Source organism: Spirosoma sp. KNUC1025 (genome assembly GCF_045160025.1).
Taxonomy (GTDB): Bacteria; Bacteroidota; Bacteroidia; order Cytophagales; family Spirosomataceae; genus Spirosoma.
The window spans coordinates 4,301,652-4,322,630 of the sequence record NZ_CP087139.1 but is presented as its reverse complement, the minus strand read 5'-3'; the positions used below and the strand labels follow the sequence as shown (position 1 = coordinate 4,322,630).

General features: G+C 49.0%; 18 protein-coding genes. 2 read left to right on the top strand and 16 right to left on the bottom strand.

All coding sequences use genetic code 11. From position 1 onward, the window contains the following. Positions 1-84: 84 nt before the first annotated feature. Positions 85-2,352: an aconitate hydratase gene (locus LN737_RS18810; RefSeq protein WP_405511376.1), complete on the bottom strand. Its 2,268-nt coding sequence runs from the start codon at positions 2,350-2,352 to the stop codon at positions 85-87. A 285-nt stretch (positions 2,353-2,637) separates the two neighbouring features. Here LN737_RS18810 and LN737_RS18805 point away from each other — a divergent pair, with 285 nt between their 5' ends. Next, positions 2,638-3,108, top strand: a complete 471-nt coding sequence (locus LN737_RS18805; protein ID WP_405511375.1) for a CHRD domain-containing protein — start codon at positions 2,638-2,640, stop codon at positions 3,106-3,108. Positions 3,109-3,211: 103 nt separating this feature from the next. Here the strand turns inward: LN737_RS18805 and LN737_RS18800 are convergent, their stop codons facing one another. The 8 genes from LN737_RS18800 to allB form a co-directional block, all read right to left on the bottom strand. Next, entirely contained in the window at positions 3,212-3,688 is a 477-nt protein-coding gene (locus LN737_RS18800; protein ID WP_405511374.1) for an Hsp20/alpha crystallin family protein, read from the bottom strand. A 56-nt stretch (positions 3,689-3,744) separates the two neighbouring features. Then, on the bottom strand, positions 3,745-4,008 hold the full coding sequence (locus LN737_RS18795; protein WP_405511373.1) for a hypothetical protein: 264 nt from the start codon (positions 4,006-4,008) through the stop codon (positions 3,745-3,747). A gap of 377 nt (positions 4,009-4,385) precedes the next feature. Further along, complete coding sequence (locus LN737_RS18790) at positions 4,386-5,618, bottom strand: M20 family metallo-hydrolase (RefSeq protein WP_405511372.1); 1,233 nt, start codon at positions 5,616-5,618, stop codon at positions 4,386-4,388. Between the two features lie 102 nt (positions 5,619-5,720). After that, the gene (gene uraH / locus LN737_RS18785; protein ID WP_405511371.1) at positions 5,721-6,053 is read right to left on the bottom strand and encodes a hydroxyisourate hydrolase; all 333 of its coding nucleotides are present in this window, start codon (positions 6,051-6,053) and stop codon (positions 5,721-5,723) included. Continuing rightward, positions 6,050-6,556 carry a 2-oxo-4-hydroxy-4-carboxy-5-ureidoimidazoline decarboxylase gene (uraD, locus tag LN737_RS18780; RefSeq protein ID WP_405511370.1) on the bottom strand — a complete coding sequence of 169 codons (507 nt, stop codon included), beginning with the start codon at positions 6,554-6,556 and terminating at the stop codon, positions 6,050-6,052. The genes uraH and uraD overlap by 4 nt, the downstream gene beginning before the upstream one ends. Further along, positions 6,553-7,299 (bottom strand): (S)-ureidoglycine aminohydrolase, encoded by a 747-nt coding sequence (gene allE / locus LN737_RS18775; RefSeq protein ID WP_405511369.1) that lies wholly within the window; start codon positions 7,297-7,299, stop codon positions 6,553-6,555. Before allE ends, uraD begins: the two co-directional genes overlap by 4 nt. Before the next feature lie 115 nt (positions 7,300-7,414). After that, positions 7,415-8,692 (bottom strand): allantoate amidohydrolase, encoded by a 1,278-nt coding sequence (locus tag LN737_RS18770; protein WP_405511368.1) that lies wholly within the window; start codon positions 8,690-8,692, stop codon positions 7,415-7,417. 24 nt (positions 8,693-8,716) lie between these two features. Beyond that, positions 8,717-10,063 (bottom strand): allantoinase AllB, encoded by a 1,347-nt coding sequence (allB, locus tag LN737_RS18765; protein WP_405511367.1) that lies wholly within the window; start codon positions 10,061-10,063, stop codon positions 8,717-8,719. Positions 10,064-10,211: 148 nt separating this feature from the next. On the opposite strand from allB, the gene pucL reads away from it, so the two are divergent. Next, positions 10,212-11,057, top strand: a complete 846-nt coding sequence (gene pucL / locus LN737_RS18760; protein WP_405511366.1) for a factor-independent urate hydroxylase — start codon at positions 10,212-10,214, stop codon at positions 11,055-11,057. Between the two features lies 1 nt (position 11,058). Here pucL and LN737_RS18755 read toward each other — a convergent pair whose 3' ends face one another. The 7 genes from LN737_RS18755 to hydA all read right to left on the bottom strand — a co-directional run bounded on the left by LN737_RS18755 (position 11,059) and on the right by hydA (position 20,969). After that, positions 11,059-12,027 (bottom strand): XdhC family protein, encoded by a 969-nt coding sequence (locus LN737_RS18755; RefSeq protein WP_405511365.1) that lies wholly within the window; start codon positions 12,025-12,027, stop codon positions 11,059-11,061. After that, positions 11,990-14,305 (bottom strand): xanthine dehydrogenase molybdopterin binding subunit, encoded by a 2,316-nt coding sequence (locus tag LN737_RS18750; protein WP_405511364.1) that lies wholly within the window; start codon positions 14,303-14,305, stop codon positions 11,990-11,992. Before LN737_RS18750 ends, LN737_RS18755 begins: the two co-directional genes overlap by 38 nt. Before the next feature lie 22 nt (positions 14,306-14,327). After that, positions 14,328-15,740, bottom strand: coding sequence for an FAD binding domain-containing protein (locus LN737_RS18745; protein ID WP_405511363.1), 1,413 nt, complete (start codon positions 15,738-15,740; stop codon positions 14,328-14,330). A gap of 125 nt (positions 15,741-15,865) precedes the next feature. Beyond that, the gene (preA, locus tag LN737_RS18740; protein ID WP_405511362.1) at positions 15,866-17,134 is read right to left on the bottom strand and encodes an NAD-dependent dihydropyrimidine dehydrogenase subunit PreA; all 1,269 of its coding nucleotides are present in this window, start codon (positions 17,132-17,134) and stop codon (positions 15,866-15,868) included. Between the two features lie 64 nt (positions 17,135-17,198). Beyond that, the gene (locus LN737_RS18735; protein WP_405511361.1) at positions 17,199-18,554 is read right to left on the bottom strand and encodes an NAD(P)-dependent oxidoreductase; all 1,356 of its coding nucleotides are present in this window, start codon (positions 18,552-18,554) and stop codon (positions 17,199-17,201) included. 67 nt (positions 18,555-18,621) lie between these two features. Further along, a complete protein-coding gene (locus LN737_RS18730; protein ID WP_405511360.1) occupies positions 18,622-19,488 on the bottom strand; it encodes a nitrilase-related carbon-nitrogen hydrolase in 867 nt (288 codons plus the stop codon). A gap of 98 nt (positions 19,489-19,586) precedes the next feature. Continuing rightward, positions 19,587-20,969, bottom strand: a complete 1,383-nt coding sequence (hydA, locus tag LN737_RS18725) for a dihydropyrimidinase (RefSeq protein ID WP_405511359.1) — start codon at positions 20,967-20,969, stop codon at positions 19,587-19,589. Positions 20,970-20,979: the final 10 nt, after the last annotated feature.

Here is a 20,979-nt window from a genome sequence, read left to right as displayed (position 1 = left end):
TACTGATCCACAAAAAACCCGGCCAGTTTACTCGTTAGAGCAACTGGCCGGGCGAAAATTGAGCGGGTCTAACCCGTACGTTAATTAGGCGTTCTGCTTCATACGGATGATGTTCAGGGCAGCACCGGCCTTGAACCATTCAATTTGTCCTTCGTTGTAGGTATGGTTAACCGGAAACTCGTCGGTTGTTCCATCAGCATGATGCAGCACAATTTCAAGCGGACGGCCTGGAGCAAATTCTGTAAGTCCGTCGATGTCAATGACATCATCTTCCTGAATTTTGTCGTAATCGGCTGGATTTGCAAACGTCAACGCCAACATACCCTGTTTCTTCAGGTTTGTTTCGTGAATCCGGGCAAATGAACGTACCAGAATGGCCCGAACACCCAGGAAGCGGGGTTCCATAGCCGCGTGTTCGCGGGAAGAACCTTCGCCGTAGTTTTCATCACCAACCACTATCGAACCGATACCGGCGGCTTTGTATGCCCGCTGTACGGCTGGCACTTCGCCGTATTCGCCGGTAAGTTGATTTTTCACGGTGTTTGTCTTCTCGTTATAGAAGTTCACAGCACCGATCAGCATGTTGTTCGAGATATTATCCAGGTGACCGCGGTATTTCAGCCAGGGACCAGCCATCGAAATGTGGTCAGTAGTACATTTGCCTTTCGCCTTGATCAGCAGTTTTAACCCTTTCAGGTCAGTACCTTCCCAGGCCGCAAATGGAGCCAGCAGTTGCAGACGGTCGGAGGTTGGGCTAACAATGACCTGTACGCCTGAACCATCTTCTGCCGGTGCCTGATACCCCGCGTCGTCAACAGCATAGCCTTTCAGCGGCTGTTCGATACCGGCAGGCTCATCCAGTTTAACCTGTTCACCATGTTCGTTGGTCAATGTATCGGTCATCGGGTTAAAGGTCAGATCACCCGCAATCGCCAGCGCTGTCACGATTTCAGGCGAAGCCACAAATGCGTGTGTGCTGGCGTTACCGTCGTTCCGCTTGGCGAAGTTCCGGTTGAACGACGTAATGATCGAGTTTTTACGGGTTGGGTCGTCCATATGCCGCGCCCACTGCCCAATACAGGGTCCACAGGCATTAGCCAGTACGACACCGCCAATTTCTTCGAACGTATCGAGCAGACCGTCCCGTTCAGCCGTGAACCGAACCAGTTCAGAGCCAGGCGTTACGGTAAACTCAGCCTTGGTTTTCAGATGCTTGGCTGTCGCCTGCGCGGCAATCGAAGCCGAGCGGGTCATATCTTCATAGCTGGAGTTTGTGCACGAACCAATCAAACCAACTTCAAGCTTGGCAGGCCAGTTGTTTTCTTTAACGGCTTTAGCAAAATTCGACAAAGGCCAGGCCAGATCCGGGGTGAAGGGACCGTTGATATGCGGCTCCAGTTCCGACAGATTGATTTCAATCAGTTGGTCGTAGTACGTAGCCGGATCAGCGTAGACTTCATCATCCGAACGAAGATGCTGTTTAACCGCATCGGCGGCTTCAGCGATATCTGCCCGGCTGGTAGCTTTCAGGTAATTGGCCATTTTCTCGTCATAGGCAAAAATCGACGTTGTTGCTCCGATTTCAGCACCCATGTTGCAGATTGTCCCTTTTCCCGTTGCCGACAGGCTTTCAGCGCCCTCGCCAAAGTATTCAACGATGCAGCCCGTACCACCTTTTACGGTCAGGATACCCGCCACACGCAGAATGACGTCTTTGGCTGATGCCCATCCGCTTAATTTCCCGGTAAGTTTTACACCAATCAGTTTGGGCATTTTGAGTTCCCAGGCCAGACCTGCCATTACGTCGCAGGCGTCGGCACCACCAACCCCAATGGCAATCATACCCAGCCCACCCGCATTCGGCGTGTGTGAGTCGGTACCGATCATCATCCCGCCGGGGAAAGCGTAGTTTTCGATCACAACCTGGTGGATGATCCCAGCACCGGGTTTCCAGAAACCGATACCATATTTATTAGAAATCGACGCCAGGAAGTCATAAACTTCTTTGTTCTTGCTTTTGGCAATGTCCAAATCTTTGTCTGCTCCTACTTCGGCCTGAATCAGGTGATCGCAGTGCACCGTCGATGGAACCGCAACTTTTGGGCGGCCCGCCTGCATAAACTGCAACAGCGCCATCTGGGCCGTCGCATCCTGCATGGCTACGCGGTCAGGCGCAAAGTCCACATAGGCTTTTCCCCGCTCGAACGCCTGGGTAGGCAGTCCAGCAAAGAGGTGACTGTACAAAATCTTTTCCGACAGAGTCAGCGGTTTGCCCACTGCCTGCCGGGCTGCTTCGACGCGCTCACCAAGGTTAGCATAAACGCGCTGAATCATGTCTAAATCAAAAGCCATAGCAAGTAGGAATAACAGTTTACTGAAAGGTATATTCTATTAAGACAACCAACGAATTCACAAAATGGATTCCGGTTAGCGGCTCAAAATTAGAAGATTCTGGCACGTTTTGGAAATATTACCTACGAATCATGGGAAATGTAGAAAGAGTCGTCTAACAACACACCCCTTCAATCTGTTTATTTGCTGGCAAATAGAACAAAATCGATAATCGTTCTAAATTGATACGTACCATTGCATTCGTCTGTTTATCCTGCATATTTGACCTACAAACACTAATCCCCTATGAACAAGAAAAACATTTTTCTATCCATTGCATCGCTGCTGGCCATAGGATTGTCGCTCTCATCGTGTCTTGACGAAGAAAATCCGAACACAATTACGCCCCCAACGACGTTTACGGCAACGCTGAATGGTGCCAGTGAGAAGCCTACTTCAACGACCTCAACAGCTACAGGTACGTTTACCGGTTCCTTAAATGAGGCTACCCGTGTATTGAGCTATACGGTTACGTATACAGGCACGTTCTCCTCCTCCCTGACGGGCGGGCATATTCACCGCATTACGCCTAATTCAACAACCGGTACTGGTCCTGTCGAGATTCCATTTGCGAACCTGACGTCGCCCATTACCGGCACCGTAACATTGGCAAACAAAAATCGGGTCGATAGCCTGAAAAATGGTTTCTACTACGCGAATCTGCACACCACGGTTTATCCAGCGGGTGAAATTCGTGGCGATATCAAGAAACAGTAATGGTGAATTAGATAGTGAATCAAGGCTTTATTCAACCTTACAAAAAAATCCCCGTACCAGAGCGATACGGGGATTTTTTTTGATCTAGACAATCTTCGTGACCCTAGGCAACCGAAATGGTTTGCGCGGGTTTATTCGTTTCCGGATTCTTTGGCAGGGTTACTTTCAGAATACCATCGGCATAACTAGCCGATATACTGTCTGTCAGAACCTTATTGTTCAGTTGGAATGACCGTTCAAAGGAGCGGTTACTATATTCCTGATACGTATAGTTACCGGACTTCTGGGCTTCATCAGACGGATCAGTTCCCTGATACGATACCGTCAATACGTCATCTTTTACGGTCAGCTTTACGTTCTCTTTCACCAGAGCTGCTGCATATAAAGAGATTACGTATTCACTATCAGTCTCTTCGATGTTTACCGGCACCTGATGAAATCCGCCCGCATGGCGTCCCCAGAAACCACCGAATTTGCCGCGACCCCAGGGGCCACCAAATTTACCCCGTCCAAACGATTGCCCGCCCCAATGACCGCAATTGCCTTTATTTCCTGCTTCGAATGCTTGTTTATTATACATGGTTGTGATTTGTCTTGTGTTTACTGATTTTAGATTTGTTGTTTACTGATTACGGATTATCCGATGGGAATGACTCGCTCATAGCTTACCTGAGACATTGGGGTACGGTACGTAGGGTTATCGATGGAAATAATTTCCGACGATTGCCAGCCACCCCGTCCCAGCGGACCAAATGGTCGACCCAGCAAACGCGCCCCGACTACCCGGGCCAGCAGAAATAAGCCAGCGCCTACTAGCAAAACTTTTACAATGAGCGTAATGAGAAACAAAGCCAATCCGGCTACCAGCGCTACGCCAGCTACTCTCCAAATGATGTTCATGTTGTTTGTGTTTAAAAGGTTTCTAAAAGTTCTGTTTTTCAGAAAGTCCGTTGAGACTGTAGCAGCCAGTTAAACTATTGATCGTTTTCAGTGCTCTTTCTTTCAGGTTGTGAACTTTGATAGGGTTGACGGCTAACCCGGCACTTTTACTTTACCGATTCGCAAATTTTTTTAGAGAAATTTCACGCAAGGCGCTTTAAATGACCCCTTCCCAACATTTATCTTCTGATTTTCAATTACTTACCTATAAAAAATATTTTTCTTTAAATCAAAAAAAGCTCCTGCCTATGAATGGCAGGAGCTTTTTTTACGCACGGGCGATGGATTCATTTTACGTTTCTTCGCGATTACGGCGAAAAACGTTGGCACTTTTTAGGTCAGCCGACGATTTTTAGAATGGTTTGATAGAGTACTTCGCTGCCCAGTGCCAAATCTTCGTAAGACGCATATTCCAGCGGGTTATGGCTGATGCCGTCCTTACAGCGAACGAAGATCATGCCAAAATCACAGGCTTCCGACATGACAAGCGCATCATGAAACGGACCACTTACCAGTTCTGGCACGTCCAGTCCCAATTCGGTGCAGCTGGCCCGGATAGTGTCTTTAATCCAGTCAGCGCAATAGCTTGATTGGATATCGGTATCCACCGTCAATTCGTACGTAAGCCCATGTTTCTCCGAGATTTCGGCTATGGCCTGTTTCAGTTGGTGCTCACAGGTGTTCCGACGATCCATATCAATATCCCGGAATTCCATGGTCATCGTTACTGATTCGGGAATGATATTCCGGGACGAAGGAAATACCTGTAACGTGCCAACCGTACCGACCGTAGGAGCCGGGGCAAACTGCGACGCAATTTCGTTGACTGCCACCACCACTTTAGCCGCTCCCAACAACGCATCCTGACGTAACGGCATCGGCACCGATCCTGCGTGCCCGGCCATTCCTTTCAGGTTCAGGCTTAGTAACAGGGGCCCGGCAATGCCACTGACGATGCCAATGGATTTGTTCGACTTGTCCAGAACCGGCCCCTGCTCGATGTGTAGCTCGATAAAGCACCGTATGCTACCGGGTGCGTATTCGTCTTCCTTGAATTTTGTAATGTCGCAGCCGAAGTCGATCAATGCCTGCTCACGGGTGATTCCGTCTTTATCTTTTCGCTGAAGCTCACCTTCTTCCAGTTTGCCCAGTATTCCCCTCGACCCGAAAAGTCCTTTATTAAACCGCCAGCTTTCTTCATCGGCAAATGCAATCACATCGATACTGCATTCGGGTATAATGCCTTTTTCAGCGATGGTGCATACAGCTTCTATGGCACAGAGCACCCCAGAAATACCATCAAATCGCCCACCGTAGGGCTGCGTATCCAGGTGAGACCCTGTCATTAAGATCGGGGCATCCGGGTTTTTGCCGTTTAAACGCCCGATCAGATTCCCGAAGCTATCGATACGTACCGTTAAACCAGCCGATTCCATCCAGCCTCTGGCTTGTTCGAACATCGTTTTTTCCAGAGCAGAATGAGCTGGACGACACATGCCCGTTTCGCCAATTTTTCCGATCTCACTCGAGACCTCAAAGTAATGCTGAAGACGTAATGGATTGATAGTCATACAGAAAAAGGAGAAGGGAGAAAGGAAAAGGCAGAAGGGTGCGTGACTGTGTCGGGACAGTTTTACCTTCTCTTCTTCCTCGCTCCGCAATTATACGTTAGATCAGGAACCCCGGTAGGTTGAATAGCCAAATGGATTTAACAACAAGGGGACGTGATAGTGTTCGCCTGTGACAATCGAAAATATGATGTCAACATAAGGGTAAAACGTGGAAATTTCGAGCGTATTGAAATAAGGCTGCGTCTCAAAATGCAGTTTATAAGTGCCTGACGGAATGGCATCCGTGAGCAGATTGCTGATACGTCCGTCGGCATTGGTTCGGCCAGTAGCCAGTTCCAGCCATTCGTCTTGCTGATATTGGTACAACGTAATGGCTACTCCTTCGGCAGGTTTACCGCGCGTTGTGTCAAGAATATGGGTCGTAATCGGGCTCATTCGTTCAGCAGTTTTTCCAGACGTATTTTGGTGATCTTAAGCTGTTCCTGCATGGCAATCAGAATCTCCTCTTCGGGAGAATTCGGCAATCGGGATTCCAGAATAGCCAGCATATCCACGGCCGATTTACCCGTAGCGCAGACGATGAAAATGTACCCGAATTTTTCCTCGTACAGTCGATTCCCTTCAGCCAGTTTTTCCAGAACCTCATGCGATGCCGTCGAGACGCCTGCCTGTTCGCCTGACGCCCATTCGTTTGTGGTGGCAAACTTTTCACGTAGCGACTGAATATCACCAATTTTAGGATGATGCGTGAAGGCTTCCCGCCAGTCGTTTTCTGAGCAAGCATACCAGATGATTTCGGTCTGTTCGAACAAGCTTTCTCTGCTCTCTACCGGAAAGAGTTTAGCCATCTCACCAACCCAGGCTGATGATCCACAGCAGGTTGTGAGTGCGCTCTTAAGTTCAGAAACCGGCAACTGGTTTAACTCGGGCAGAATCATATAGTGGTCGGAAAACGATTCACATTCTTGTAATAAAGATAAACTGCGGGCTCTTTTCCCATCGCCGTAAACCACTGCTGGCAGTATGGAGCCATCCAGATTGAATCCCCCTTTTTTATGGGATACCAGTCTTTATCCAGCATGTACACGCCCTGCCCCTGCAGATAAATCAAGCCATGTTCCATAATGTGTGTTTCGACAAACGGCAAATGCCCACCCGGATCGTAGGTGAAAATATTGACCGCCATATCAAACGACAACGTATCGGGCAGCAGCACCTGCAGACGTAGCGCCGGGTCGCCCAGATAGGTTGGCCCCTCTACGGAAGCAGCATCACCAAACAGAACCGGCGGCACGTCGTATCCGTCCAGTTTTTCATAGACTTTATGAAACGTAAGCAGTTGAGTACCCGGCTCTGGTTTATCAAACGTATAGTCTTTACCGATTGGAATGTAGACGAACTGGCCGGTTGTCAACATCTCAGACCGACCGCCCACTGCCGCCCGGCACCGACCGCAAATGACGTACACAAATAGCTGAGACGCTTTCGTGGTTCCCCCAATTAAACTGTTCCAGTTCAGCGTAACAAGCGTTTGACAAAGATTAGCCCCCATCTGCTCGTTGATAATTACGTTGACGGTACAGTTCTCCCAGCCCGGAACCCGGCTGTTGATATAGCCATCGGGGCTGATAACTGCGTGATTATGTTTAACAACAGATCGGGTAAGCGCTGAGATTTCCATAGATTTTAATTGGTCATTGGTGATTAGTCATTGGTCATTTCGTTTCGCTGTCATTGGAGATTAGGCATTAGTTATTGGTCATTGGAAATAACAACTAATGGCTAATGACCAGTGACTAATGACCAGTATACTTTTCAATTAGACGCTTCAGGAACGTATCGGCTACCTGTAGCGTAGCAGCTACATCCGAAAGCTCAGTATTTTCAAGTGGATTGTGGCTGATTCCTTTATAACACCGAACGAAGATCATTGCTATAGGCGAAACCAGCGAAATGGGAACGCCATCATGCCCGGCGCCACTCATTAAACGGACTACTTCAAAGCCATTTTCCTTGATTGCCTGCTCAATAAACTGATTTAGGGTTGGATCGCAGGAGACAGGACTCGTTTCCTGAATCAGGTTCCAATCGACGTCAACTGCTCGTTTTTGACCAATATCGGCACAACGTTGGTGCAGTTCCTGATACGCCGATGCAAGAATCATTTCCTGATTACTCCGTACGTCCAGACTGCAAACGACTTTGCCGGGAATAACATTACTGGCAGCGTTCATTACGTTCAATTTACCCACAGTGGCAACCAGATTGGCTTCATTCGCTGCCAGTCGTTCAACCTGTAAAATAAACTCAGCGGCCGCACATAATGCATCCTGCCGCATGTCCATCGGTACCGTTCCAGCATGGCCTGCCATCCCTGCAAACGTTATTTCTACCCGTTTCTGACCAGCAATAGCTGTTACAACGGCAACCGGTACGTTACGTTCGTACAAAACCGGACCCTGCTCAATGTGTATTTCGAAATAACCCAACCAGTCGTCCGGCAGAATGGCATCAGTTTTTAACTGGTCAACATCGCCACCCATCGTTTGAATAACTTCCCGAAGGGTAATACCCGATGCATCTTTTTTATCCAGCAATGTCGTATCAAACGAACCCGCTACGACTTTACTCCCCAGGTACGTTGTATGAAAACGAACACCTTCCTCGTCACTGAATGCAATCAGTTCAATATGAAAAGGAAGCGGGGTTTTTGATCGGATCAACTGCTCAACGAGATCGATTCCCATAATTACGCCCAATGGTCCATCAAACTTTCCTGCATTGACGACCGTGTCAATATGGGAGGCAATCACAAACGTTTTGGCTCTGCTATCCGGACTTACCAATCGCCCTCGTACATTGCCAATGGCATCAACTCGCGTTTGCAGGCCAGCGTCCTGCATCCAGTATTGAACCAGCTGGCTGCCCTGCCGAAATGCATCCGTGCCGAATGTCCGGGTTACACTGACAGCGTCTTCGCTGATCGAAGCCAGTTCATTGATCCGGTTCAGAATGGTTTCAGCGCGTAATTGTATAGTACGACTCGACTGTGGGTTACTCTCGAAAATCCTCATGGATGCTATTTACAATTGCCTTACTCACGCGGTTCTGTGAGCCGTGAGTACGTTTCCAGCGTTTAACGTCAGAAAGTTTCCAGCGTCAAAAACCGGCTCGCCAGCCAGGTACGTTCGCTTGATAACCCCATACAGTTCTTGGTTCAGATACGGTGTCATTTTATGCCTGTGTCGTATTAAATCTTCCGTTACGGTAAAGGACTGTCCCGGGTTCCAGACAATCAAATCGGCATCATATCCCGCAGCTATACGTCCTTTCCGCCTGGAAAAACCGATTAGTTCGGACGGTTTTTCGCAAAGCCATCGGGTTAGATCGGTTATTGCAAAGCCTCGTTTTCGAGCCGCCGTCCACAATACGGGCAGGGCGAACTGTAACGATGCAATGCCCCCCCAGGCATTCATAAAATCACCGCTTTGCAGCTGTTTCAACTCGGGCGCAGCCGGGGAGTGGTCTGTCGCAACAAAATCAATGATACCTGCTTTCAACGCTTCCCACAACTGGTCATTATTTGCCTGTTCACGTATGGGGGGAGCGCACTTATACTGCGTCTGGCCATCCGGAATACTTTCAGCATGGAAAAACAGGTAATGCTGTGCCGTCTCGACCGTCAGCGGCAACCCGTTTTGTTTAGCATTCGCTATAGGTTCGATGGAATTGGCGGAAGACAAATGCACGATGTGCGTCCGGCAGTTGTATTCCTCACATAACCGTATCATTAATGCAATCGCGGTATCTTCCCATTCCTTCGGGCGTGACGACAGGTAATTTTGGTAGGACCTGACATAATCAGTAGCCAGTGGTTCTTCGGTCGATAATTCGCAATGAACCAGCAAAGGCAAGCCAGACTGGGCAATGATCGGCATGGCTTTCCGTAAATCCTCTTCCGTTACGTTCGGAAAGTCGTCGATGCCCGAATGAGTTAGAAACGCTTTGAACCCCAATACGCCCTTGTCTATAAGCCTTTCGATCTCAGCGCTATTGCCGGGTATCAGCCCTCCCCAGAAACCACAATTGGTATGCAGTTTTCCGTTGAGTGCGGCAATTTTCTGGTCAAATGCGTCAACGGTGGTTGTTACCGGCGATGCGTTCAGCGGCATATCGACCAGGGTGGTTAGCCCACCCGCGAGAGCGGCTCGTGTAGCTGTATCAAAACCCTCCCAATCTGTTCGCCCCGGTTCGTTGATGTGTACGTGCGGATCAATTAACCCCGGCATCAATACGTCATCCCCAATATCAACGACGGCTCCGGCAAAGCTTTCCGGCAGCTCCGCTTCTACGGCTACGATCTGCCCATTTCTGATCAACACCACAGCCTTACGAACACCGTCTGGCGTTACCACATTATTTCCTATTATCACGAAATCAGTCATGCGTACTGGCAGAAGCTTGCGGGACTATCCATCCAGCCGCGCGGTATGCACTTATCTGGTCGGCGTACAAGCCGGCGGATATTGACTAAAAATAGGAAATAAATTTCTATACTAGTGGTCAATACTACCCAAAACGGCCGAAACCATCATGAAGATCACCCTGAAAAAAAATGCTTATGGCAAAAACGCCGTAAACCTGTCAAAAGTCATTCGGCACCCTGATTATCATGAATTCCGGCAGATTTCTGTCAATGTTTCATTGGAAGGCGACTTTGAAACGGCGCATACCTTGGGCGACAATTCCAAAATTCTCCCGACCGATACGCAGAAGAATACGGTCTATGCGCTGGCTAAAGAACACTTTATTGATTCGATTGAAAACTTTGGCGTTTATCTGGCTACTTATTTTCTCACAAACAATCCACAGGTGTCGCAGGCGAAAATCCATATTGTCGAACATCCCTGGACCCGAATGGCTTTCGATGGCGAATCTCACCCTCATGCGTATGTAGGTGGCACTTCCGAAAAACACACCACCACGATTCTGCAATCAGCTGAAAGTATTAGCGTTACGTCGGGACTCAGCGATCTGCTTATTCTAAAAACAACGGATTCTGGCTTTGAAGGCTATATCAAAGATCAATATACTACGCTGAAAGAAACTGCTGATCGAATTCTGGCTACCCAATGCGAAGCCAGTTGGACGTACTCTTCTGACAACCTTGATTTTACCCGTCTCTTTACCCGAATCCGGGAAACGCTACTTAAAACATTTGCCCATCATAAAAGCCTGTCGGTGCAGCAAACCCTATTGGCTATGGGAGAAGCCGTTTTAACCGAAAATCCGGAGGTTGATGAGATTACGCTGAAACTGCCGAACAAACACCATATCCTGTTCAATCTGGAGCCGTTTGGGATGGACAACAAAAACGAGATTTTCATAGCTACCGACGAACCCTATGGCTACATAACAGGCACCGTAGCGAGAGAGTAAGTCAGAAACGGTTCTTTTCCTGGATGATTTCCGCAGCAATGCTGATCGCTATTTCCTCGGGAGTCTGACTGTGAATGGGCAAGCCAATTGGCGCATGCATGTTCGTCAAAATTTCGCTGGAAATTCCCTCCGCGCGGTACGTACCGACTAGTTTTCCAATTTTGGTCTTGCTACCAAGCACCCCAATGTACCGAAACGATTTATTAAGCAACGCTCTGATAGCCAGATCATCGGTACGGTAGCCGAACGTCATGATGACAACGTAATGATGCCTGCCGGAAGGAATCCGGTCGGTTAGCTCACTATAGCTGTTGACACTGATTTTTTCATGCGCTGCGTCGTTCAACAGCATCGTATGCAGATCAGGGCGGTCGTCGTAGATGCGGATGTAAAAATCAAGCTGACTCATCATCCGCGAGAGCGCCAGCGCACAATGTCCGCCCCCAATGATAAATAACTCATTTTTGTAGCCAATACGCTCCTGGTAAAGCCATTCCTGCTCCGACTGCATAACAAACCGATGGTCGACATCTAATGGCTCATTCTCGGCAAATCGAATACCTGCGGGTGAGAGTTCCAGCAGGCCATTTCGATTCGTTTCCAGACTGGCGACAATACGTTGAATAGCCGTCGCTTCGGTTGCCTGAATCCGGTAGAGCAAAATATTTTGATCGCCCGAACAGATCATACCACTCTGGTTATGAGTCGCTTTTTTATCGTGATACTGGGTTCGAATGGACAGTTCAGCCGTGGTACGTTTAAGCGTCTCTTTCGCCATCTCCACAAACTTATGCTCCATGATCCCCCCACCAATGGAGCCTTCCATGTCACCCAGCGCAGTTACGGCCATTAGAAAACCCTGCCTGCCGGGGCTGCTCCCATGACTTTCCAGTACGTATAACAGCATGACTGGCACATGAAGCTGAAGACTTTTATGGATTAACTGCCAGGTGGTTAGCTGTTTGATCATTAGCAAGAGAAACGGGACGTTGAGCTGTACTGACGTCGTATAAACCAAGCAGAACTTTCTCGGGCGTCATGGGCGCATCGAAAGGGATTTGGGCGTTAGGATTGAAGGCAAGGACGGCATTACGTAAGGCAAAGTAAGCACCGATGCCGTACATCAACGGTGGTTCGCCGACAGCTTTCGACCGAAGTATAGCCAGATTATCCAGCTCGGTTTTTAAGGGCTCAATGGCAATTTCCTTCGGAACCGAATAAATATCCGGCACCTTGTACGTCGACAAGGCATTGGAGCGCAACCAGCCCGACGTATCATAGATGACCTCTTCCATGGTCATCCAGCCAAGGCCCTGAACAATGCCGCCCTCGATCTGCCCCTGGTCGATCAGCGGGTTCATACTGACGCCAAAATCATGGACAACTTTAACTGACTCCATTTCATACGTACCGCGCAGGCAATCGACCTTCACTTCCACAATGGCCGTTCCGTACACATGATACGCAAACGGATGGCCTTTTTCGCGGCTGGCATCATAATGAATTTCGGGGGTGGCATAATGGGCATGTTCCGATAGGCTGACACGTTTGGTAAACGCTTCCATCACCAGCCGATTCCAGTCCCAGTCAGTTTTTTCCCCATTCACGTATACCCACTCGTCTTTCAGCAGAACTGCCTCAACAGCCGTTTGTAGCTCACCCGCAGCCACAACCTTCAAACGCTGAACGATTTCGGAACAGGCCATCTGAACGGCCTTTCCATTCAAATCGGCTGTAGCACTGGCGGCAGACGGCGACGTATTGGCAATTCGATACGTACTGGTTGACTGTAACTTAACCCGCTCCGGCCGAATCGACAGGCCTTGGGCGGCAACCTGAAGCATTTTTGTGTTTACCCCCTGCCCCATCTCAACAGCTCCTGTACTTACGCCAACACTGCCATCGGTATATACGTGTACCAACGCCCGCGCCTGATTCATCCGGGTGTTGGTAAATGAAATACCAAAGCATATGGGCATCAAGGCTAACCCTTTCTTATACAATTGGTTAACACTGTTAAATGAATTTATTTCATCCCGTATAACGTCTACCTGATACAGGACGGTGGCCTTGTTCCAGCAGGCATGCGCTTCGCTGACTGCTTTCTGACCATAAGCAAATTCGTCGCCTGTTTTATTCAGGTTTTTGGCCTGAATCACGGAGGCATCAACCGCTAACTCCTCGGCAGCTTTGGCAATTGCGGCTTCGATGACGAACATTCCCTGCGGCCCGCCGAAGCCACGAAAGGCCGTATTGGGTGGCAAATGCGTCCGGCAACTGTAGGCAGTGGCCGTTACGTTCGGTATGAAATACGTGTTGGTACAGTGAAACAGGGTGCGTTCCAGAACAGCGGGAGACAGATCAGCAGCCGCACCAGCGTTTTGATAAAACGTTGCTTCGTAGGCGATGATTTTCAGATTCTGATCCAGACCAATTTTAAAATCAGACGAATACGGATGCCGTTTTCCAGTCATGGCCATATCCTCCATCCGATTCAGCGAATACTTAACAGGCTTTTTGAGTATGTGCGCAGCAAGTGCACACAATGCCGCCCACATATTGGCCTGATCTTCTTTTCCACCAAACCCTCCGCCCAGCCGCGTTACGTCTACATCAATCTGATGCATGGCTAACCCCGACGAGCGCATGACGGCCCGTTGTACTGCCGTTGGGCCTTGTGTAGAGGAGTAAAGTTTGATAGCATTGTTCTCCTGCGGAACCGCATAGGCACCCTGCGTTTCGATGTACAGATGTTCCTGCCCGTTGGTTTCGGTACGTCCTTCAAAAATATGCGCGCATTGGGCCCACGCAGTCGACGTATCGCCTAAGCGGTGCGTTCTTGGCCGAACGATCAGTTCTCCTTTGGCCTGCGCTTCGCGAGGGTCTGTAATAACCGGCAGAGGGTCAATGACCACCCGAATCTGTTTGACAGCGGCACGGGCTGCATCCTCCGTTTCTGCCACGACAAAAGCGATGGGCATCCCACAGTAATGTACATGCTGTTCGGCCAGAAGGGGCTCATCCGGAACAATACCGCCTATCTGATTTTCGCCCGATACGTCGTTGTAGGTAATTATTTTGACTACGCCGGGCATAGATTCAGCTGCTGTCAACTCCAGCGACTTGATGATTCCATGTGCAATTGGCGAACCAAAGGCGGCTCCAAACAAGGTTCCTCGAATCAACGGAATATCGTCCAGATAAACCGACTCGCCCCGTACATGCGTTCTGGAATCTATATTTTTCATCGGTTATACAATCTGCCCACTACTAAACCAGCAACTGCGCTACGTTCAGTGATGGGAAAAATTTAATAAAATGCGCCTTAATCAATTGACTGATTAGTAGTCGCTTATAAATTTCAGTACCGCGGGCATCGCTGATGGGCGAGATATCGGTTTGAGCTACTTTCGTTGCTTCGAGAACTACCGCTTCTGTAACCGATTTGCCGGTCAGAAAGGCTTCTGTTTTCGTGAGTCGTTTTGGAATAGGCGCAACACCCCCAGCCGATAACCTAATCGACGTAATGATATCATCATCAATTTTAAGCTGAATAGCCGAATTAACACTGGCAATATCCAGATGCGTCCGTTTGCTGACTTTCTCAAAATTGAATGCAGTCGTTGAACCGGGCAGCTCGAAACAGATTTGCTTTAGATATTCTTCAGGTCTTTTTTCGAGTGTTTTATAACTTAAATAAAGGTCTCGCAAGGGTAACTGTCGGGAAGTTGTACCATCGCTCAGAGTAATTGTCGCATCCAGCGCCAGAAAGAAAATGGTAAAATCGCCGATGGGTGATGCATTAATAAAGTTTCCTCCAATGGTTGCCATGTTGCGGATGGGCATCGACGAAACCAGCTTTGTATACGTATTAAAATAAGGGAAATACGTCTGCATGATGGGCGATTCGATCAGATCGGTGACCGTAGAGGCAGGCCCAATGATACATTGATTCCCTTCCTGCCTGATTCCTTTCAAGTCCTGCTGATCGAACAGAAACTGAATCGAAGCGTCTTTTACTTCATCGTGTTTTTGGACGTAAACGTCCGTACCGCCCCCTACTCGTTGCGCCGACCGATTAGTAGTCCGGAGGTCGCCATTCAGATGAAGCGCCAATGCCTGTAGACGCTCCTGAATCGTCGAAAAATAATTTGGTACTATTCCCTTATCTGTTCCAAACTTTACCAACGATTCATCTGTTCGCGACTCTATCAGGTTAGCAATACGAGCGGCCGCTCGCTCAATGGACTTGTAACCCGTACAACGACAGATATTCCCGTCAATCGCAGCAATCGCATGTTGAACTGTAGGCGCTGTATCGCTCAGGCAAAACCCCGCCAGCGACATCACAAAACCGGGTGTACAAAACCCACACTGCGTCGCTGATTCATCCGCCATTGCCTGCTGAATCGGGTTCAACGCATTCATGTTGATCCCCTCGACCGTAACGATGTGCTTTCCGTGCGCATTTCCCAGCGGCATCAGGCAGGATGTAGCCGTACGATACCGTAACTCGCCAGCTGCCAATTCACCAACCAGCACCGTACAGGCTCCGCAATCTCCTTCGCGACAGCCGATTTTTGTGCCCATGAGGTGTTGGTGATACCGCACAAAATCAAGTACCGTCGTGCCCGAAGGCAGGGTCGTTTTGACTTCTTTATTATTTAAGATGAAGGTAATCAATACGTTATCTGTGTAATACTCTCTTTATAAAATGATGAATTATGAATGATAAATGATTAATTATAACAGGTTGACTTATATATCATTCCACTCTTACCATTCATAATTCAACATTCAACATTTTATTAATGGTCGTTTAGGGGCAATCCACGACGCTGAAACTCTTTCCAATTCAGGTATTCATCACCTTTGCGCTGTTCCACCATGGTGATGCAGCTATCGACAGGACACACTAATTTACACAAATTGCAGCCTACACACTCATTTTCGATAATTGAATACGTATTGTACGGTTTTCCGTACGTCAGATTAATGGCCTGATGCGACGTGTCTTCACAGGCAATGTAGCACAGGCCGCAGTGAATGCACTTGTCCTGGTTGATATTGGCAACGATGTGATAGTTAATATCCAGATCTTCCCAATGGGTGATTGTCGGGACCGATTTGCCGATGAAATCGTAGATCGTTTTGAAGCCTTTTTCGTCCATCCAGTTGTTCAGGCCATCGCACATGTCTTCGATAATGCGAAACCCGTGCTTCATGACTGCCGTACAGACCTGTACCGACGTAGCACCCAGCAGCATAAACTCAGCGGCATCTTTCCAGGTGCTCACTCCTCCAATACCCGAGATGGGTACCCGCGACGTAGTGGGGTCCTGAGCGATGGTCGTCAGCATTTTCAGGGCTACAGGCTTAACGGCCGGGCCACAATACCCGCCATAGACCGATTTACCCGCTACGTAAGGATTGGGCACAAACGTATCCAGATCGACCCCAGTAACCGATTGAATGGTATTGATGAGTGAAAGGGCGTTGGAACCTCCTTCAACAGATGCCCTGCCCGTCGGCACGACTGAATGGACATTGGGGGTCAGTTTGGTTATCACCGGAATGGCCGCTTTTTCCATGACCCATTCCACCACCATTCTGGCAATTTCGGGATCTTGCCCGACGGCTGCGCCCATACCCCGCTCGGTCATCCCGTGTGGACAGCCAAAATTCAATTCCAGACCATGGGCACCCGTATCTTCCACCTGTGCAATAAGTTCGTGCCACTTCTCGCGGGTGTTATCGGCCATGAGCGACACAATCATCGCACGGTCGGGAAACTCGCGAACACATTCCGCGATTTCACGAAGGTTAATGTCCAGTGGCCGATCCGAAATCAGTTCGATGTTGTTCAAGCCCATCATTTTGGTACCGTTATAATCGACTGCCGAATAACGCGACGATACGTTTTTGACCTGTGAGCCCAGCGTTTTCCAGACCACACCGCCCCAGCCTGCTTCAAACGCCCGCAGTACGTTAAATTTTTTATCCGTCGGTGGGGCACTCGCCAGCCAGAACGGGTTCGGCGACTTAATACCCAGGAAGTTTGTGCTTAAATCTGCCACGTAAGTAATGAGTGAAAGAGCGAAAGAGTGACTGAGTGAAAAAAGGGGCTGCTGAGCCGCTCTTTCACCCATTCACTCTTTCACTCATTATAAAATTTAGTATCGATTTTGCGCCGTCTTTCCCCGCCTGAACGGCATCGACCACTTCTTTGCCGCCGTTGACACAATCACCACCGGCAAAAACGCCGGGGATATTTGTTTCGCCATTCTCATTGATGGCGATTTTACCGTACCAATGCGTCAGTTGGTTTTTGCTGACCAGCTCTTCGTAGGGGGTCTGACCAGCTGCTTTGATGACCATATCCACGTCCAGCGTAATGGTCTGTCCTGTTTCGACCGGCGACCGGCGGCCACTCGTATCGGGCACGCCCAGTTCCATTACGTTACAGACGAGTTGGTTTACCCGACCGTTTTCACCCAATACTACTTTGGGCGACGCCAGCCAGATAATTCGACAGCCATCCAGCTTTGCCAGATTTAATTCGACTTCTGTACTTGGCATTTCGGCCTGCGTTCGGCGATAAACGATCGTAACCTCTTTGGCACCCAGCCGTTTGGCCTGCGTGGCGGCATCAATGGCCGTCATGCCTAACCCAATTACGGCCACTTTATCCCCAACCGGAACCGACGGAAATCCCTTCTCCCGAATGTCATAAATAAAGCGGATGGCATCTTCAACACCTTCCAGCTGCTCGCCAAGTATGTCCAGTTGCCGGGCAACGCCCACTCCAATACCCAGATAGACGGCGTCGTAGTTGGTTTGCAGTTCAGCTAAGGAAATGGTACGTCCTAATTCCTGATCGTATTTGATGGTTATCCCCCCAAGCGACGTAACAAAATTCACTTCATCTTCGCAGAATTGGGGCGTGACCTTGTAGGCCGCAATGCCATAAGTCATTAAGCCCCCGCCTTTGCTTTCTTTTTCGTAAATCGTTACGTCTACTCCTTCCCGACTTAATACGTGTGCACAACTCAGCCCGGCCGGTCCAGCCCCCACTACAGCTACTTTTTTACCCGTAGACGGTTTTCGCTGAAACAACGGCCATTTTTGCTCGATGGCTTTTTCAGTCGAGTACCGTTGCAGCTTGGCAATTGGAATAGGCGGCTCGTCCAGGAGGTTAAATACGCAGGACCCTTCGCATAATTTCTCAACTGGACAGACTTTTGAGCAGCCGCCCCCCATGATGTTGGCATCAAAAATTGTATGAGCTGATCCTTTTACGTTATCGGTAGTGATCTGCTTGATAAACTTCGGAATATTGATACTCGTTGGGCAGCTTTTGATGCAAGGCGCATCATAACAGAACAAACAGCGATTGGCTTCCACCAGAGCCGCTTCCCGGGACTCAAAAGGTGGGTGAACATCGCTGAAGTTTTGCTCGTATTGTTCAGCCGTCAGTCGGTTAGGTAGAATCGCCACGTTTGTAATGATGAATTATGAATGAAGAATGACTGTTGACGCGTTTACTTCATCATTCTTTATTGCTTTACAGTTCCACCAACTTATCATACGTCTCTGGTCGGCGGTCGCGGAAGAACTGCCAGACACTACGTACTTCGTCGATCAAGTCGAGATCGAAATCAGCAATCAACAGTTCATCCTTGTCTTCGGAAGCCGTAGCGAAAATCTGGCCACGAGGATCAACGAAGTACGAGGAGCCATAAAAACGGCCTAAATTCCAGGGTTTTTCTTCCCCAACGCGATTGATGCATCCCATAAAATAACCGTTCGCGGCCGCATGGGCAGGCTGCTCCAGTTTCCACAGGTATTGCGATAACCCAGCCACCGTAGCCGACGGATTATAGACAATTTCAGCCCCATTCAGACCCAGGCAACGGGCACCATCGGGAAAGTGGCGGTCGTAGCAGATGTATACACCAATTTTTGCGTAGCGAGTCTGGAAGACCGGATACCCCAGATTCCCAGGCTTGAAGAAAAACTTCTCCCAGAAACCCGATGTATGTGGGATGTGATTCTTGCGATATTTTCCGAGATACGTCCCGTCGGCATCGATCACGGCAGCGGTATTATACAGTACGCCAGCCTGTTCTTTTTCGTAGACCGGCACAATCATCACCATGTTGTATTTTTTGGCATATTCCGCCATCCGGTCGGTTGTAGGACCAGGAACGGATTCAGCTGAAGCATACCAGGCACTGTTCTGCCCCGGACAGAAATAGGGCGTATTGAATATTTCCTGCAAGCACAGAATCTGCACCCCTTTCTCACCAGCCTCTTCAATGAGTGGAATATGCTTCTGCACCATGGCTTCTTTGATTTCGTCAATGGTGCCTTCGCCTTCGGTTTTCGGCAGGCTCATCTGGATCAATCCCGATTTAATTAGTCGTGGCATGCTTACGTTGGGTTAATTGGTTTGTGCTTAGGGCAGTGGGCGAAGGGCATTGGGAATAACCGATAAACCCTATGCCCTTACCCCCATGCCCTCTGCTTTTAAATCTTCCCGCTTACCTTATTACGTTTGATAAATTGTCCATAGCCTTTATCGATCAGGCATTTATTACCGTCAATAGCCACCTGCCCACGTAACAGCACCGTGTTGACTTTACCGGTCAGTTCCCAGCCTTCGTAGCCGGAGTAATCGACGTTCATATGGTGCGTTTTAGCTGAAAGGGTATGCGTTTCTTCCGGGTCAAAAATGACAATATCGGCATCGCTACCGACGGCAATGGTACCTTTTCGGGGGAACATACCGAATATTTTAGCGGGATTCGTGCAGGCAACTTCTACGTATTTGTTCAGCGTAATTTTGCCTTTGTGAACGCCCTCACTGTAAAGCAGTTCCATCCTATTTTCGATGGCGGGGTGACCGTTAGGAATCTTTGAGAAATCATCTTTGCCCATCAGTTTCTGCTCCCACATAAAGGGGCAGTGATCCGTAGCCACCACCTGGACAAGGCCCTGATTGATACCTGCCCATAGGGCCTGCTGGTCTTTTTTCTCCCGCAAGGGTGGACTCATCACCCACTTGGCACCTTCAAAATTCTGCTCATACACAGATGCATCCAGCACCAGGTATTGAATACAGGTTTCTGCAAAGACTTTCTGATTACGTCGGGTTGCATTCCGAACCCCATTCAGCGCGCCTTCGCAGGTCATGTGCACGATGTAGCCAGGGCAACCCGTGTAGTCAGCCATGTCAGTAAACCGGCAACTGGCTTCGGCCTCCGTAACTTCGGGTTGTGAGAGGTAATGGTATAGAGGTGCCATTTTCCCTTCCGCCCGATGTTTGGCGATCAAGTAGTCGATCATGTCGCCGTTAGTAGCATGCACTGTTACCATGCCGCCCTGCTTTTTTACTTCCTGCATCAAGCCAACCATCTGGCTATCGTTGATCATCAGCGCGCCTTTGTAGGCCATAAAGGTCTTGAACGACGTAATGCCTTCGTTTTCAACCATGTCCCTGATTTCAGCTTTCGACTCGTCGTTAAAATCAGTTACGGCCATATGGAAACTATAATCCCCTACGGCTGTTCCGCTGGCTCTGGAATTCCAATCGGCAAGGGCCTCTTTCAACGTATGCCCCTGTTTTTGCAGCACGAAGTCAATGACGGTGGTAGTACCGCCAAATAAGGCTGCCCGCGTACCGGTTTCGTGCGTATCACTCGAAAACGTACCCATGAACGGCATAGCCAGATGAACATGTGGATCAACCCCGCCCGGAAAAACGAGTTTTCCAGATGCATCTATGGCCGTATCGGCCTGAACGGGCAGGTTCCTTCCGATGGCTGAAATCGTTTCGCCTTCAATAAAAATATCAGCAACATAATCGTCGGTAGCCGTAACAACCCGACCGTTTTTAATCAAGATTGACATAGTCTAGTAT

What these genes read in the sequence shown, in the direction of transcription:
- LN737_RS18800 (WP_405511374.1), bottom strand. Translation starts at nt 3,688, where the DNA reads ATGTATAATAAACAAGCATTCGAAGCAGGAAATAAAGGCAATTGCGGT.
- LN737_RS18750 (WP_405511364.1), bottom strand. Translation starts at nt 14,305, where the DNA reads ATGAAAAATATAGATTCCAGAACGCATGTACGGGGCGAGTCGGTTTAT.
- pucL (WP_405511366.1), top strand. Translation starts at nt 10,212, where the DNA reads ATGAAGATCACCCTGAAAAAAAATGCTTATGGCAAAAACGCCGTAAAC.
- LN737_RS18810 (WP_405511376.1), bottom strand. Translation starts at nt 2,352, where the DNA reads ATGGCTTTTGATTTAGACATGATTCAGCGCGTTTATGCTAACCTTGGT.
- LN737_RS18790 (WP_405511372.1), bottom strand. Translation starts at nt 5,618, where the DNA reads ATGACTATCAATCCATTACGTCTTCAGCATTACTTTGAGGTCTCGAGT.
- allB (WP_405511367.1), bottom strand. Translation starts at nt 10,063, where the DNA reads ATGACTGATTTCGTGATAATAGGAAATAATGTGGTAACGCCAGACGGT.
- hydA (WP_405511359.1), bottom strand. Translation starts at nt 20,969, where the DNA reads ATGTCAATCTTGATTAAAAACGGTCGGGTTGTTACGGCTACCGACGAT.
- LN737_RS18770 (WP_405511368.1), bottom strand. Translation starts at nt 8,692, where the DNA reads ATGAGGATTTTCGAGAGTAACCCACAGTCGAGTCGTACTATACAATTA.
- uraH (WP_405511371.1), bottom strand. Translation starts at nt 6,053, where the DNA reads ATGAGCCCGATTACGACCCATATTCTTGACACAACGCGCGGTAAACCT.
- LN737_RS18755 (WP_405511365.1), bottom strand. Translation starts at nt 12,027, where the DNA reads ATGATCAAACAGCTAACCACCTGGCAGTTAATCCATAAAAGTCTTCAG.
- uraD (WP_405511370.1), bottom strand. Translation starts at nt 6,556, where the DNA reads ATGATTCTGCCCGAGTTAAACCAGTTGCCGGTTTCTGAACTTAAGAGC.
- LN737_RS18795 (WP_405511373.1), bottom strand. Translation starts at nt 4,008, where the DNA reads ATGAACATCATTTGGAGAGTAGCTGGCGTAGCGCTGGTAGCCGGATTG.
- LN737_RS18730 (WP_405511360.1), bottom strand. Translation starts at nt 19,488, where the DNA reads ATGCCACGACTAATTAAATCGGGATTGATCCAGATGAGCCTGCCGAAA.
- LN737_RS18805 (WP_405511375.1), top strand. Translation starts at nt 2,638, where the DNA reads ATGAACAAGAAAAACATTTTTCTATCCATTGCATCGCTGCTGGCCATA.
- allE (WP_405511369.1), bottom strand. Translation starts at nt 7,299, where the DNA reads ATGGAAATCTCAGCGCTTACCCGATCTGTTGTTAAACATAATCACGCA.